This is a genomic window from Streptomyces sp. NPDC005181, from assembly GCF_040608395.1.
In the GTDB taxonomy this organism is placed as follows: Bacteria; Actinomycetota; Actinomycetes; order Streptomycetales; family Streptomycetaceae; genus Streptomyces.
Window position 1 is genome coordinate 36,151 of the sequence record NZ_JBEXID010000015.1, and the last position, 15,776, is coordinate 51,926.

Below are 15,776 nucleotides of genomic sequence, written 5' to 3' on the forward strand. Positions count from 1 at the left end.
CGGTACGCGTCGGAACGCGAAGAGGCGCCCCCCATGTGCGGTGGGGGCGCCTCTTCGCGTCGGTGCGGGGTCGTCGGGCCGGCCGTCGGTCCAGAAGCGCAGTGCGGGCCCGTCAGCCGGCTGCGGCGATGCGGTCGGCCGAGGCGGCCGCCTTGAGCTCCATCTCGCGCCGTCTGCGGCGGGCGAGCACCACACGGCGCTCGGCAGCGGTGAGACCGCCCCACACCCCGTACGGTTCGGGCTGCATCAAGGCGTGTTCCCGGCATTCGACCATCACCGGACAGCGCGCGCAGACCCGCTTCGCGGACTCCTCGCGGGACAGTCGGGCAGCAGTCGGCTCCTTCGACGGGGCGAAGAACAGCCCGGCTTCGTCCCGGCGGCACACCGCCTCCGAGTGCCAGGGGCCGGCCTGGTCCTCCCGAGCAGGAGTGCGCTGGGTGGGAACGGCGGCGACCTGCAGGGGCTGATGCGGCAGTTGCAGCACGGTCTACTCCTGACGACGGCTTCGCGAGCGAGAGACGATGCAGCACTCCCTACCCGCTGTGCGCGCGCCTAAGCACTGGGTGGCACGGACTTCCGGGTGACGGAATTGCGGTCGATCGGAAATATGGCCTGATCCAGGGCGGTGCGGACCGGTGCGGGTTCAGCGGCCGAGGTGTTTGCGCAGCTGGTTGTGGAGATCCGTAATGAGTTTCCCGCGCTTCGGCTTTGCCTCGACGTTTCCGAAGACGGAATAGCCGTTGACAACGATCACCGGGGCTTCCGGGTCCGCGGATTCCAGTGTGACGACTTCGAAATTGCCGAAGACCCCCGTTCCGCTGCCGCGCAGCGAGATGTTCTCCGGAACCTTGATCTCGACGCTGCCGAAGATGGAGGTCGCGTTGATGACGGTGAGTCTCTGGCTGAAAAGCGCCTCGGTCAGATCGATCTCCACGCTGCCGAAGAGCGCGAAGGCGTTCGTACGGCCACCGACCCGCCAACGGCCCTTGCGGGTGGAGCTGCTGAAGACCGCCACCAGATTGTCGGCCGGGCCCGCGGGGGCCTCGGGGCCGTACGCGTACGGCGTGGCGGACGACGGCCGCGCGGAACCGCCGGGAGTCGGCAGGTCCTGCACCAGCGGTTCGAGTTCGCCGACGGTCTTGGCGCGGTAGACGGCGTCGACCCGCTCGGCGTGCTCCTCGACGGTCAGCCGGCCCTCGGCCATGGCCTCCCGCAGGATGTCCGCGATCCGGTCGCGGTCTGCGTCGGAGGCGCGGATGCCGGCGGGCGCGGGCGGCGCCGGGGCTGCGGGCTGCTGAGGGTGCTTTTCGAGGTCCACCGACCCAGCGTACCCAAACGCGATAGATCGCGACTAGGGCCACTCCGGGTCGATCGGAGCGGGCGAGCGGCGCATGCGGGGCTGGAACTGAGCCTTACCTCACAGGTTCGACCCGCTTGCGGCGTTCTACCCTGGTGGGTGCGCTGCCCAAGGGTGGTCAGCCGCTGTCGCCGAGTGAGGAATGGCCGTAATGCCAGAGTTTGCGTACTCCGATCTACTCCCGCTGGGAGAGGACACCACGCCGTACCGGCTGGTGACCGCCGAGGGCGTCTCGACCTTCGAGGCCGACGGCCGTACGTTCCTCAAGGTCGACCCGGAGGCGCTGCGCACCCTGGCCGCCGAGGCGATGCACGACATCTCGCACTATCTGCGCCCCGCACACCTGGCGCAGCTGCGGCGGATCGTCGACGACCCCGAGGCGTCGTCCAACGACAAGTTCGTCGCCCTCGACCTGCTGAAGAACGCGAACATCGCCGCCGCGGGTGTCCTCCCCATGTGCCAGGACACCGGCACCGCGATCGTCATGGGCAAGCGCGGGCAGAACGTGCTGACTTCGGGTGGTGACGAGGAGGCCCTGTCGCACGGCATCTTCGACGCGTACACCAAGCTCAACCTGCGCTACTCGCAGATGGCCCCGCTGACCATGTGGGACGAGAAGAACACCGGCTCGAACCTCCCGGCCCAGATCGAGCTGTACGCCACCGACGGCGGCGCGTACAAGTTCCTCTTCATGGCAAAGGGCGGCGGCTCGGCCAACAAGTCGTTCCTCTTCCAGGAGACGAAGGCCGTCCTGAACGAGACCTCCATGATGAAGTTCCTGGAGGAGAAGATCCGTTCGCTGGGGACCGCGGCCTGCCCGCCGTACCACCTGGCGATCGTCGTCGGCGGTACGTCGGCCGAGTTCGCGCTGAAGACCGCGAAGTACGCCTCCGCGCACTACCTGGACGAGCTGCCCGCCGAGGGCTCCCCGACCGGTCACGGCTTCCGCGACAAGGAGCTGGAGGAGAAGGTCTTCGAGCTGACGCAGAAGATCGGGATCGGTGCGCAGTTCGGTGGCAAGTACTTCTGCCACGACGTGCGCGTGGTGCGCCTGCCGCGGCACGGTGCCTCGCTGCCCGTCGCGATCGCCGTGTCCTGCTCGGCGGACCGCCAGGCCACCGCGAAGATCACCGCCGAGGGTGTCTTCCTGGAGCAGCTGGAGAAGGACCCGGCGCGCTTCCTGCCGGACACCACGGACCAGCACCTCGACGAGGCGGGTGACGTCGTCGAGATCGACCTGAACCGGCCGATGGACGACATCCTCGCCGAGCTGACCAAGTACCCGGTCAAGACCCGGCTCTCGCTGACCGGTCCGCTGGTCGTGGCGCGCGACATCGCGCACGCCAAGATCAAGGAGCGGCTGGACGCGGGCGAGGAGATGCCGCAGTACCTGAAGGACCACCCGGTCTACTACGCGGGCCCGGCGAAGACGCCCGAGGGATACGCCTCCGGTTCCTTCGGCCCGACGACGGCCGGCCGCATGGACAGCTATGTCGCGCAGTTCCAGGCGGCGGGCGGCTCCAAGGTGATGCTCGCCAAGGGCAACCGGTCCCAGCAGGTCACCGACGCGTGCGACACGCACGGCGGCTTCTACCTCGGCTCGATCGGCGGGCCGGCGGCGCGCCTCGCCCAGGACTGCATCAAGAAGGTCGAGGTCGTCGAGTACGAGGAGCTCGGCATGGAGGCGGTCTGGAAGATCGAGGTCGAGGACTTCCCGGCGTTCATCGTCGTCGACGACAAGGGCAACGACTTCTTCACCGAGCCCGCCCCGGTGCCGACGTTCACCAGCATTCCGGTGCGCGGTCCCGGTCTCGCCTGATCACCTCGTGCGTACGTGCCTGCGGGGGCGTTCCGGTTGCGGCCGGGGCGCCCCCGTGGTGCGTCCGCACCGCTTCGCTCAGGGGTCGAGCAGCCCCGACGTAGCGAGGAGATAGCCGAGTTGGGCGCGGCTGCTGCTGCCCAGTTGTTCCGAGACCTTCCGCATGTGTTCGGCGACGCTGCGGCGGCTCATCCCGAGCCGGCGGGCGATCGACGCGTCCGTCTCGCCGCCCACGACCGCCAGCAGAATGGTGCGCTGGAGGTCGGACATGATGACGGAGGAGCGCAGCGGCGCGCCGTCGGGGCGGATCGGGACGGAACGGGACCAGGCGTTGTCGAAGTTCCGGACCACCAGGCTGACCAGGGCCGGGTGCTGGACCCGCAGCGCCGTGTGCGGCTCGTCGGGGACGGGCACGAACGCGATTTCCCGGTCGCAGACGATGACCCGGTCGACGACTTCGGCGACTGTCCGTACCTCGGCTCCGGCCGAGGTCACCTGCTCGATGTAGGAGAGCGTCGCCCGGTGCGAGCGGACGGTGTGCTGGTAGATCGTCCGCTGCCGCACGCCGCGCCGCAGCATCCGCAGATCGCGGGGGAGCGCCTCGCCGAGGACGTGCGAGGGGCGGCCGCCGCCGGGCTGTGCGGTGAGCAGCTCCTTCCGGCAGCTGCCCACGGCCGCGTCAAGTGCCTTGCTGATGACGGCTCTTCCGGCGAGACGGGTGAGTACGGGCTGTTCGGGCCGGTGCACTTCCGCGTAGAGCCCTTCGAACGCGGCGAGGCTGGCGCGGACCGCGCGCAGGTGGCGGCGCTGCTGGACGATCGCCTCCTCGATGGGTCCGAGTGCGGCGAACGATGCCGTCTCCGGCGGTACGGGGATCAGCGAACCCGGTGCGTCCCGGTCCGTCACCACCAGCTGCAGGGCCCGTAGACAGGCGGGTGCACCGTCCTGCGGAAGGCTTCCCTCCATGAGCGCGCGCCGGTACGCCGCCAGCGCCGTCCCGCAGGGACGGTCCGGCGACGATTCGCGGCAATCACATGCCCGTGGGCTGGATTGATCGTCCTTCACAAGTATGCAGATTACATTTGTGCAAACGGCTCGACATCAGGGGTCGTGGTTGCTCGACGAGTATGTCCGGGTGACGCTCGGCATCGACCAGACCAACAGCCATTCCGGCGACGGACCGGACCGCACGACGCACGGCGAACGGCGTTATCGATTCCTCGTCGCCGGATACGCCATCTCTTCGTACGGAACCTTCCTGAATATGGTGGCGCTCAATCTGTTCGTCTATGAGACGACGGGCCGGGCAATCGCCATGGGGCTGTTCATGGCGGTGCGACTGGGGTCCGGCTTTGCCGCCGGTCTGACGGCCGGCACGCTGCTCGCGCGCTTCACCGCCAAGGCCGTGATGCTCTGGACGAATGTGGCGCAGGCGGCGGTGATGCTGCTGCTGGTCCTTGCGCCCGACGGGCTGCGGACGGGCGCACTGGTGGCCGTCTCCGTGGTGGTCGGGTCCTGCGGAACGCTGTTCATGGTGTCGCTGCGCAGTTCCATTCCCGAGATGGTGGGCGCCGACCGGCGCGGCTGGGCGAACTCCCTTTCCATCACCGGGCGTTCGCTGGCGATGGTGGCCGGCTTCGCATCGGCCGGTGTGGTGGTGTCGCTGGTCGGGTACACCGCCGCCTTCGTGGTGGACATGGCCACCTTTGTGATCTGTGCCGTGACGGTGGCGCTGCTGCCGATCGCGGGCGGAGGCAGAGGGAAGAGCGCTCGGCCGGATTCGGAGGGGGATTCCGGCGGGCGTGCCGAACAGGGTGCGGCGGCCGCGGAGAAGACGGGGCGGCGGCGGATGCCCGTCGCGTTCGTCGCGCTGGCCGCCGCGCCCGGTCTCGGTCTGATGGTGGCGCTGCGCGGGGTGGACGCGTTCGGCTCGTCGTCACACAACGCGGCGCTGCCGATCTACTCCACCGAGCTCGACGCCTCGCGCCCGGCCGTGTTCGTCAGCGCCTTCTGGTGCCTGTGGGCGCTGGGGAACGTCGTCGCGCAGCAGGTGATCCAGCGGTACGCGAAGCGCACCGGCCGGTCGGTGGGTGCGCTGGGCTTCGGTTACGGCACGATCGTGATGTCCGGGGCGTTCATCCTCGCGTTCGCGGGGTTCCCGCTGGTGGCTACGGGGGTGATCGCACTGGTCGCGGGCGCGGCCGACGGGCTCACGGAGGTCTCGTACACCTCGCATCTGCAGACGCTCTCCGCCGACCTGCGCGGGCATGCGTTCGGGCTCTCCGCGACGTTCGAGAATCTCGGCTTCGGCGTCGGAATGATCCTTGTCGCAGCGGCACTTGACCGCTACAGCCCATTGACGGTCGTGGGATGGTCCCATGGCGCTGCGATGGTGGTCGCGGTGGCGTTCCTGCTCCGGGTGGCGGGGCTGCGGAGGGGAGAGAGGCGCGGTGGCGGAGACGGCGGGAGAGCGGGAGCGGGAGCGGGAGAACGAGAACCGCATCGCGGTGATCGGGATGGCGCTGAGGTTCCCGGGAGCTGACAGCCCCGAGCAGTACTGGCGCGACATCCGGGCGGGCGTTTCGCGCGTACGCCGGTTCACCGGGGCCGAGTTCGCCGCCGCCGGGATACCGGAGGCGGAGTACGGGGCGGAGGGGTTCGTCGGGGCGGCGGCGCTGCTGGGCGGCGACGGGCACGGCGGCATCGACGGGTTCGACGCCGGGTTCTTCGGGATGAGCGGGCGCGAGGCGGCGCTCACCGATCCGCAGCAGCGGCTCTTCCTGGAGTGCTGCTTCCACGCCCTGGAGGACGGCGGATATGCCGGTCGCGACGAGTCGCTGCGGATAGGGGTGTACGGGAGCGCCGGTTACCGCCTCTACTCCCTGCACAGCTATCTCGCCGAGAATCTGGCCACCGAGGCACGGTCCGGTGACTGGCTGACCGTCAAACAGGTCCAGGTCGGCAACTACCCTGATTTCACAGCCAATAGAGCCGCGTTCCGGCTCGGCCTGACCGGTCCCGCGGTCAATGTGGCGACGGCCTGTTCCAGTTCGCTGGTCTCCGTGCATCTGGCCTGTCAGGCGCTGCGCGCCGGTGACGCCGATCTGATGCTGGTCGGCTCGGCGGCGCTGCACCTGCCGCAGGTGACCGGGCACCGCCATGTGAAGGGTTCCACGCTGTCCCGGACCGGTGCCGTGCGGGCCTTCGACGCAGATGCGGACGGCACGGTCGGCGGCAACGGTGTCGCTGCCGTCCTGCTGAAGCCGCTGGACCGGGCGCTCGCCGACGGGGACACCGTGCACGCCGTGATCCTGGGCTCGTCGGTCACCAACGACGGTGCGGCGAAAGCCGGTTTCGCCGCGCCGGGTGTCGCCGGGCAGCGAGATGCGGTGCTGGGCGCGCTGCGGGCCGCCGGGATCCCGGCGGAATCGGTGGGTTACGTGGAGGCGCACGGCACGGGCACGTTCAAAGGCGACCCGATCGAGTTCGCCGCCCTCACGGAAGCCTTCCGCCGGCACACCGACCGGACCGGGTTCTGCGCGCTGGGCTCCACCAAGCCCGCCATCGGGCACCTGGACAGTGCGGCGGGGCTGGCCGGGCTGATCAAGGCGGTCCTGGTGCTGCGGCACGGGATCGTCCCGCCGCTGGTGAACTTCCGGGCGCCGAATCCGGCGCTCGCCGTCGAGTCGAGTCCCTTTGTCCTGCCGGCGCGGGAGACTCCCTGGCCGGTGCGTGGAGAGGTACGGCGAGCCGGGGTGCACTCCATCGGGATGGGCGGTACCAATGCGCACGTGATTCTGGAGCAGGCGCCTGCGGTGCGGGAGAGGGAGCGGAGGCGGGACCGGGGGCCGGAGCGGAACGTTTCCCCGGAGACTCTGCCCCTGCTGCCGCTGTCCGGCGCGAGCCATGAGGCCCTGGTGGCGTACGCCCGCGCGTTCCGCGAGCGGCTGACGCGCGGGGCCGGGACGGCGCCCGCCGATCTGCTGGTCACGGCCGCGCTGGGGCGACGCCACTTGGGCCACCGGCTGGTCGTGACGTCCGAGGATCCGGTGGCGGGGCTGGATGCGTTCCTGGCGGGGGCGCCCTCGGGCGACGCGTACGACGCCGGGGTCGTCGAGCAGGAGCCGGAGCGGCCCGTCTTCCTCTTCAGCGGGCAGGGCGGCGGACATCCGGGCATGGGCGCGGAGCCGGCCGCCCGCTTCCCCGTCGTGGCCGAGGTGCTCGTCGCCTGCGCCCGCGTGTACGAGGAGGAGACCGGGAACGGCGACTTCCTCGACCGGGTCGTGCACGGCCACGGTCCGGCCGCCTGGACCACCGACTTCGCCCAGCCCGCCCTCTTCGCCCTCCAGATCGCCCAGGCCCGCCTCTGGGAGCAGCTCGGCGTCACGCCCTCGCTGGTCGCCGGGCACAGTGTCGGCGAGTACGCGGCGCTCTGCGTGGCCGGGGCGCTGAGCATGGGGGACGGGATGCGGCTGCTGTGCCGGCGCGGGCGGCTGATGCAGGAGCAGTCGGCGGCCGGTGCGATGCTCGCGGTGTTCGTACCGGGGTCGCGGGTACGGGAGTTGCAGGCCGCTGTCGAGGGGCTGGAGCTCGCCGTGGTCAACGGGCCGGCCCACCATGTCGTCGCCGGGCCCCCGGAGGCGGTCGAGGCCGCGCGCGCCCTGCTGGCGGCGGGCGCAGAGCCGTACGAGCCGCTGGCCGTGGACCGGGCCTTTCACACCGCCCTGCTCGATCCGGTCCTCGACGAGCTGCGGACCGCCATCGGGAAGACCGGGCTGCTCCCGCTCCGTACACCGTTCGTCAGCGGGCTCGACGGGGCGGTGCGGCGCCCGGGGTGGCGGCCCGATGCCGACTATCTGATCCGGCAGACGCGCCGGACCGCCGACTTCCACGCGGTACTGCGGGCCATAGGATCCACCGGATCCGCCCAACCCACCGGACCCACCGGCCCCGCCGGCGCGGTCCTCCTCGAACTCGGCCCCTCCGCCGCGCTGACCGGGATGGCGCGCCGGGTGCTGCCGGGCTCCGCCCCCGTAGCGACATCGGCGTTCCGGCACGCGGTGGCCCGGCTGCACTGCGCGGGGGTGACCGTCGACTGGGCGGCTCTGGTCGCGGGGTGCGGCGGGCGGCGGGTGCCGCTGCCGACGTATCCGTTCCGGCGTCAGTCCCACTGGATCGGTCCGCCGCCGGTCCCGACGACTTCGTACGTACCCGAGCGCACAACGGAGGATGGCATGACTGAACAGGCCGTACTGGACCGGGTGCTGGCGCTGACCGCCGGCCATCTCGGCTATCAGCCGTCGGAGGTCGGTGCGGACAGGACGTATGTCGGACTCGGCGCCGACTCGCTTCAACTAATCGGCATGGTGCGGCAGTTGGAGGCGGAGTTCGGTACGGAGATTGCGATACGGGAGATACTGGAGGAGGCGGGCACCCCCAGGCTCACGGCTCGCCTGATATCGACGCGCACCGCTCCGCAGCCGCCGGTGGCGGCCGGGTCGGAACCGGTCTACGCGACGCGCGCCGAGGTCGAGGAACTGAGCCGTCAGGTGAGCCAGTTGGCCCGGACCCAGGCCGCGATGCTCACCCAGCTCTCGGATGCCGTAGCCCTGCTGACCGGCATCTCCGCCCCCGCCTCCGTCCCCGAGGGGGACCGCCGATGAGCCACGCGGACGGTGCGGCCGCCGAGGTGGCCCGCGCGGCGGGACTCTCGCGACGCCTGACCGAACAGCTCGCAGCCGCCGCGGTCTCCTCCCCCTCACCCGGTGCCGCTCAGCACGGCCCCCGCCTTGTCGTGGATCCCACGGCCGGCATGGCCGGGGCGGGCGCCGACGCCGCCCAGCGCGCGCACACCGCTTCCCTCGTCCGGCGGTTCACCGAGCGCACCCGCACCTCGAAGGAACTGGCGCAGCAGCATCGGCCGGTGCTCGCCGACAGCCGGGCCGTCGTCGGGTTCCGCCAGACCACAAAAGAGATGCTGTACCCGATCGCCGCCCGGTCCGCGCACGGATCACGGCTCACCGATGTCGACGGCAACGACTACACCGACATCACCATGGGCTTCGGAGCCCTGCTCTTCGGGCACGAGCCGGAGTTCGTCACCGATGCCGTACAGCGCCATCTCTCGCGGGGTCTCCGGTTCGGCCCCCGCTCCCCCGATACCGGTGAAGTGGCCGCGCTTCTCACCGATTTGACAGGGATGGAGCGGGTGGCGTTCGCGAGCTCCGGTACGGAGGCGAACTCGGCGGCGGTCCGGCTGGCCCGGGCCGCGACCGGACGCGACAAGGTCGTCATGTTCCGCGGCTCGTACCACGGGCACATCGACTCCGTGCTCGGCCGCCCCGGCGGTCCGGGCGGCCGAGGCGCCGTCCCTGTCTCGCGCGGCATCCCCGCAAGCGCCGTCGCAGAGCTGATCGTGCTGGAGTACGGCAGCCAGGATGCCCTCGACACCATCGACGCGCTCGGTGACACCGTGGCGGCCGTCCTCGTCGAGCCCGTACAGTGCCGCAACCCCGCACTCCGCCCGACCGACTTCCTGCGGTCGCTGCGCGACCTCACCGCCCGCCGCGGCATCGTGCTCCTCTTCGACGAGATGCTGACCGGCCTGCGCCCGCACCCGCGCGGCGCCCAGCACCACTTCGGCGTCGTCCCCGACCTGGCCACCTACGGCAAAGCGCTCGGCAGCGGCTTCCCGATCGGCGCGATCGCGGGGCGCGCCGACATCCTCGACGGTGTCGACGGCGGTCTCTGGCAGTACGGGGACGACAGCAGGCCCCCGCACGAGACCACCTTCTTCGGCGGTACGTATATGCAGCACCCGCTCTCGATGGCCGCGGCGCGGGCGGTGCTGACCCACCTCAAGGAGGAGGGCCCCGGTCTCCAGGAGGGGCTGAACGCCCGGACCGACGCGCTCGCCCACCGCCTCAACCGCTTCTTCCGGGACGAGGAGTTCCCGCTCGAACTGGCGCACTTCGGCTCGATGTTCCGGTTCACGCACCGCGCCGACATGGAGCTGCTCTACCACCACCTCCTGCTGCGCGGCCTGTACGTCTGGGAGTGGCGCAGCTTCTATCTCTCCACCGCGCACACCGACGACGACGTGGCGGCGGTCGCCGGCGCCGTGGAGGGTTCGCTGCGCGAGCTGCGCGACGGCAGCTTCTTCCCGTCGGCGAAGCGGGCCGCCCGGCCGCTGCCCGCTCCGCGCACCCGCCCGCGCCCCGCCCCCGCCCTCGGCATCTACTTCTTCGGCGACTACCCGGAGACCGTGGACACGGCCCAGGCGTACGACAGCGTCGTCGAAACCGCCCGCTTCGCCGACGAGCGCGGCTTCAGCTCCGTCTGGCTGCCCGAGCGGCACTTCCACTCCTTCGGCGGCCTCTTCCCCAACCCGGCCGTACTCGCCGCCGTCCTCGCCCGTGAGACCGAGCGGATCAGGATCAACGCGGGCTCGGTCGTTCTGCCGCTGCACGACCCGATCCGGGTAGCCGAGGAGTGGTCGGTCGTCGACAACCTGTCCGGCGGGCGGGTCGGCATCGGCTGCGCCACCGGCTGGCACGCGCAGGACTTCGCCCTGCACCCGGACCGCTTCGAGGACCGCCGGGAGATCGCCTTCTCCCATCTCGACGACGTCCGCCGACTGTGGGCCGGCGAGTCCGTCGCGCGGCGGACGGGCGAGGGCGCCGATACCGATGTACGCATCCACCCCCGTCCGGTGCAGGCCGAGCCACCGATGTTCCTCGCCACCTCCGGGCAGCGTGCCTCGTACGGGGAGGCGGCCCGGCGCGGACTGGGGATCGTCACCAACCTCATGAGCCAGAGCGTGGCCGAACTGGCCGCGAACATCGACCACTACCGGCAGGTGCGCGCCGACTGCGGACGCGATCCGGACGGCGGCCGGGTGACGGTCCTGGTCCACACCTACCTCGGTACGGATCACGCCGCCGCGCGGGCCGAGGCGCTGGAGCCGATGAGCCGCTATCTGCGCTCGTCGCTGCTGATGCGGTCGGCCGCCACCGCGCTCGGCCGCAGCCCCGAGGACGTGGCGACGGCCGACGAGGACGACCTGGACTATCTCTTCCGCCGGGCGTACGACCGGTACTGCGACCAGCGGGCACTGATCGGCACCCCGGAGAGCTGCGCCCCGCTCGTCGACGCCCTGCACAGGGCCGGGGCCGACGAGATCGCCGCGCTCGTCGACTTCGGGCTGCCCGAGGAGCGTATGCGGGCGGGGCTGGAACAGCTGGATCTGCTGCGGCGCCGCATCCGGGAGCGGAAGCCGCCGGAGAAACAGGAACCGCAGGACCCGCCGGAGGCGCAGGACATCACCGCGCCGGCCACCTCCGCGCAGCGGCGACTGTGGCTCGCGGCCCGGCTGCTCGGCAACTCCGCCGCGTACAACGAGACCCAGGCGGTCCGCCTGCACGGCCGGCTCGACGAGTGCGCCCTCCGTACCGCCCTGGACGGGCTGGTCGCCCGCCATGCCGGGCTGCGGACCGTGTTCCGGTCCGGGAGCGGCGACGAGACCGTGGTCCAGGTCGTCCGCCCCGGTCTGCGGATCCCGCTCCTGGTGACAGACGCCCGGGGGCAGTCCCCCGGCCGGGCCGACCGGACGATCGCAGCGGCGCTCGCCGAGGAGAGCGGGCGCGGGTACGACCTGGCCGAGGGGCCGCTGTTCACGCCCCGGCTGATCCGGCTCGCGGACGACGACCAGGTGCTCGTGCTCGGGATGCACCACATCGTCACCGACACCCACTCCGCGGGGCTGGTGACGCATGACCTGGAGGAGCTGTACCGGGCGGCGGTGGAGAACCGTGCGCCGGTCTTCGCACGGCCCGCCGGCACGACGGCCGGCGCACCGCAGCCGCCCCGGGACCCGGCCGATCTGACGTGGTGGCGCGAGCAGTTGGGCGAGAAGCCACCGGTGCTCGAGCTGCCCACCGACCGGCCGCGGGAGCGCCGGGTCGCGGGGCGCGGCGGGGCGGTGGCCGTACAGGTCGGCCGGGAACCGACCGTGCGGTGGCAGGAGTGGAGCGGGGAGCAGGGCGCCACACTCTTCGCGACGCTGTGCACGGCATGGCAGCTGGTGCTGCGCGGGCGGTCGGGGCAGGACGAGTTCGTGCTCGGGTCCACCTTCGGGCGGCGTACCCCGGAGACCCGGGACACCGTCGGCTTCCATGTGGCGCTGTTGCCGCTGCGGGTGTCGCTGCCGGACGGTACGGACACCGCCGACGCGGTACGAGCCACCGGGCGCGCATTGCGCGAGGCGGACAAGCGGCAGCACGTCGACCTGGACGCCCTGCTCGCCGGGGCGCACCCTGACCCGGGCAACCCGCGCCCCCTGATCACCGTGTCGGTGGACCTGGACAACGAGACGCTGTCCCGGATCGACCTGCCGGGACTGCGGGCCGAGGAGGTGCCCGGCGGGACGGAGTCCGCCCCGCTGGAACTGGCCCTGATGGCGACGCGTACCGCATCGGGCCTGCGGCTGCGGCTGCGCTACGACGCGGATCTGTTCGACGCGGAGACGGCGCGCGGGTATCTCGACGAGCTGGTCGGGACACTGGAGTCGATGACGGGTGGTGGCAGGGCCACCGGGGACGAGCCACCGCACTCCACCGCGGACACGCTCCGGGAGGTCTGGGAGTCCGTCCTCGACGTCCGCGGCTTCCCCGCCGAGACCAACTTCTTCGACCTCGGCGGCAATTCGATCGCCGCGATCCGCCTGGTCAACCGGGTACGGGACGCGCTCGGCGTCGACTATCCGATGGCGGACTTCTTCTCCGAGGCCACGCTGCGGGCGATGACCGACCGGCTCGTGCCCGAGCCCGCACCCACCGGGGACGACGTCGAGATCATCGACCGCGCCCCGGTCAGCGACCAACAGGCCCGGATGATCGCCGGCCACCACTCCGTACCGCACTGCGAGGTGTGGAACGTTCCGACCCGGATCACCTTCACCGGCCCGCTGGACGTGCCGGCGCTGCGGTCCGCGCTCACCGAGCTGCTGGCCCGGCACCACTCGCTGCGGACCCGGTTCGTCGAGGAGCACGCGTCCTGGTGGCAGGAAGTCGTTGCCGCGCAACCCGTCGATCTGCCCGTCGAGGACCTCACCGTCCTGCCGCCGGACCAACGACGGCCCCGGGCCGAGGAGTTGTGCCGCGAGACCGCCGCGAGCGGCTTCGATCTCTCGCAGCCCGCGCTGCCGAGACTGCGACTGCTGCGCGTCGAGGAGGACCGCTGGGCGCTGATGTTCGTCCTGCACCACATCACCGCCGACGGCTGGTCCCTGTCGCTGCTGCTCGCCGAGATCGCCGCGCTGTACACCGCGGCGGCGACGGGCGTGCCGCACACCCTCGACCCGCCGGGCTCGCAGGTCACGGAGTACGCCCGCTGGCAGCGTGCCCAGGACGACCCGGAGACCGAGGCCCGCCGGGCCGCACACTGCGCCGCATATCTGGACGGAGTGCCGTCCCGGGTGCCCGTACCGACCGACCGCCCCCGGCCCGAGCAGCTCAGCGGGCTCGGCGGCACGATTCGCGGCCGGGCGTCGGGGGCGGTGCGGGCGGCCGTCGAGGAGTTCGCCGCGGCTGTGCACACCACCCCGTTCGCGGTGGCGGCCACGGCGCTCGGAGTGTTTCTGACCAGGCTCTCCGGGGAGCCGGACATTCTGCTGAGCGTCCCGTACGCCAACCGTCAGGGCACCGCCTTCGAGTCGCTCGTCGCCATGACGTCGACGGCTGTGATGGTCCGCGTACGACAGGATTCGGCCAATCTTGAGACCACCTGCGCCGAGCTGGCGGCGCGCACCGGAGCAGGGGCGATGGGGGCGATGGCGCATGTGCTGCCGACGGCCCGGATCATGCAGGCGATGCGCGATGCGGGCGCGGACGACGTACCGGACCGCGTACCGCATGTGCTCGCCTTCCAGAACTCCCTCGACACGGACATCGAGATCCCCGGGCTGGGCGTCGAGGTGGAGGATCTGGCACCGCCTCTTTCACGCAGCGAGCTGTGCTTCGGGCTTGCGCCGTGCCGGGACCGTACGAAGGGTTATCGGACGTTCCTGGAGTACTCCGCCGACCTGTGGGACCGGGAGACAGCTGAAGAACTCCTCAGCCGGTACATCGCGCTGCTCGAAGAGTTCTGCGCCCGGCCGGACCGCCCGGTCCGGGAACTGCTGCTCCCGTCGTCCCCGTCACCCACGCCCCCGAAGCCTTCATCCCCACCCTCACCCTCGAAGCCGAACAGCGGAAAGGCGGACGCCGTATGACGCCGGCCCCCCACCCCAGTCACCGCAGCCACACCGACGACTTGCTCTCCTTCATCCGGGCCAGCCCGTCCCCGTACCACGCGGTGGCGAGCGCCATCCAACGGCTGGAGAAGGCCGGCTTCCGCGAGCTGCGCGGTACGGACGACTGGGCGGGCACGACCGGCGGCAGCTTCGTCGCCCGAGGTGGCGCCCTGATCGCGTGGTACGTCCCCGAGGACGCCGCCGCGCACACCCCGTTCCGCATCGTCGGCACGCACACCGACTCGCCGAACCTGCGGATCAAGCCCACCCCCGACACCGGCTCGGCGGGCTGGCGCCAGATCGCCGTGGAGATCTACGGCGGGGTCCCGCTCAACACCTGGCTCGACCGTGACCTGGGCATCTCCGGCCGGCTGGCGCTGCGCGGGCCCGGCGGCACGACCGAGTCGCGGCTGATCCAGATCGACGAACCGCTGCTGAGGGTGCCTCAGCTGGCGATCCACCTGGACCGTTCCGTCAACGAGGGGCTGACGCTCGACCGGCAGCGCCATGTCGCCCCGCTGTGGGCGCTCGGCGCCCCCGAGGAAGGTGCGCTGCTGCGCCGGGTGGCGGCCGCCGCCGAGGTGGATCCGTACGAGGTGCTCGGCTGGGACCTGATGCTGCACGACATCCAGCCGCCCGGATACCTGGGCGTGGGCCGGGAGTTCGTCGTCTCCTCACGACTGGACAACCTCGTGTCGGTGCACGCGGGCGTCACCGCCCTGGCCGGCGCGGCGACGGGAGCCGAGCGGCCCGCGTACATCCCGGTCCTGGCGGCCTTCGACCACGAGGAGGTCGGCAGCGGTTCCGAGACGGGTGCGCAGAGCCCCATGCTGGAGCGGGTCCTCGGCCGCTCCGTCACCGCGCGCGGCGGCAGCTCGGAGGACTGGGCGCGGGCGGTGTCGGGGGCCTTCTGCGTCTCCGCCGACATGGCGCACGCGGTGCATCCCAACTACGCGGAGCGGCACGACCCGGACCACCACCCGCTGCCCAACGGCGGACCGACGATCAAGGTCAACGTCAATCAGCGGTACGCCACCGACAGCACCGGTATGGCCGTGTTCGCTGCGGCATGCGAGCGGGCGGGCGCACCGTGGCAGCCGTTCGTCTCCAACAACGCGATGCCGTGCGGTACGTCGATCGGTCCGCTCACCGCGGCCCGGCTGGGGGTCGCGACGGTCGATGTAGGGGTGCCGGGACTCTCCATGCACTCGGCGCGCGAGCTGTGCGGGGCGGACGACCCGGCGTATCTGGCCGCCATCCTGGGCGCGTTCGTGACGTCCGGCTGACCCTCCCGTACACCGAGACCGGAA

The 15,776-nt window shown here is 71.5% G+C and carries 8 protein-coding genes; 5 read left to right on the forward strand and 3 right to left on the reverse strand.

Translation table 11 applies throughout. The annotated features are described in order from the left end of the window. Positions 1–112: 112 nt before the first annotated feature. A complete protein-coding gene (locus ABZV38_RS13055) occupies positions 113–484 on the reverse strand; it encodes a WhiB family transcriptional regulator (protein ID WP_356326863.1) in 372 nt (123 codons plus the stop codon). Between the two features lie 159 nt (positions 485–643). Further along, positions 644–1,318: a DUF1707 domain-containing protein gene (locus tag ABZV38_RS13060; protein ID WP_356326864.1), complete on the reverse strand. Its 675-nt coding sequence runs from the start codon at positions 1,316–1,318 to the stop codon at positions 644–646. Positions 1,319–1,499: 181 nt separating this feature from the next. On the opposite strand from ABZV38_RS13060, the gene ABZV38_RS13065 reads away from it, so the two are divergent. Further along, positions 1,500–3,176, forward strand: a complete 1,677-nt coding sequence (locus tag ABZV38_RS13065; RefSeq protein WP_356326865.1) for a fumarate hydratase — start codon at positions 1,500–1,502, stop codon at positions 3,174–3,176. Between the two features lie 78 nt (positions 3,177–3,254). On the opposite strand, the gene ABZV38_RS13070 is transcribed toward ABZV38_RS13065, so the two are convergent. Next, entirely contained in the window at positions 3,255–4,241 is a 987-nt protein-coding gene (locus tag ABZV38_RS13070; RefSeq protein ID WP_356326866.1) for a LuxR C-terminal-related transcriptional regulator, read from the reverse strand. A gap of 82 nt (positions 4,242–4,323) precedes the next feature. Here ABZV38_RS13070 and ABZV38_RS13075 point away from each other — a divergent pair, with 82 nt between their 5' ends. From ABZV38_RS13075 to ABZV38_RS13090, 4 genes are read left to right on the forward strand one after another with little or no spacing between them, the layout of a single operon-like run. After that, complete coding sequence (locus ABZV38_RS13075; protein WP_356326946.1) at positions 4,324–5,718, forward strand: MFS transporter; 1,395 nt, start codon at positions 4,324–4,326, stop codon at positions 5,716–5,718. Further along, positions 5,627–8,839: a beta-ketoacyl synthase N-terminal-like domain-containing protein gene (locus tag ABZV38_RS13080; RefSeq protein WP_356326867.1), complete on the forward strand. Its 3,213-nt coding sequence runs from the start codon at positions 5,627–5,629 to the stop codon at positions 8,837–8,839. Before ABZV38_RS13075 ends, ABZV38_RS13080 begins: the two co-directional genes overlap by 92 nt. Next, positions 8,836–14,445, forward strand: a complete 5,610-nt coding sequence (locus tag ABZV38_RS13085) for a MupA/Atu3671 family FMN-dependent luciferase-like monooxygenase (RefSeq protein ID WP_356326869.1) — start codon at positions 8,836–8,838, stop codon at positions 14,443–14,445. The genes ABZV38_RS13080 and ABZV38_RS13085 overlap by 4 nt, the downstream gene beginning before the upstream one ends. Next, entirely contained in the window at positions 14,442–15,752 is a 1,311-nt protein-coding gene (locus tag ABZV38_RS13090) for a M18 family aminopeptidase (RefSeq protein WP_356326870.1), read from the forward strand. The genes ABZV38_RS13085 and ABZV38_RS13090 overlap by 4 nt, the downstream gene beginning before the upstream one ends. The last annotated feature ends 24 nt before the right edge of the window (positions 15,753–15,776 follow it).

What these genes read in the sequence shown, in the direction of transcription:
- ABZV38_RS13090 (WP_356326870.1), top strand. Translation starts at nt 14,442, where the DNA reads ATGACGCCGGCCCCCCACCCCAGTCACCGCAGCCACACCGACGACTTG.
- ABZV38_RS13085 (WP_356326869.1), top strand. Translation starts at nt 8,836, where the DNA reads ATGAGCCACGCGGACGGTGCGGCCGCCGAGGTGGCCCGCGCGGCGGGA.
- ABZV38_RS13065 (WP_356326865.1), top strand. Translation starts at nt 1,500, where the DNA reads ATGGCCGTAATGCCAGAGTTTGCGTACTCCGATCTACTCCCGCTGGGA.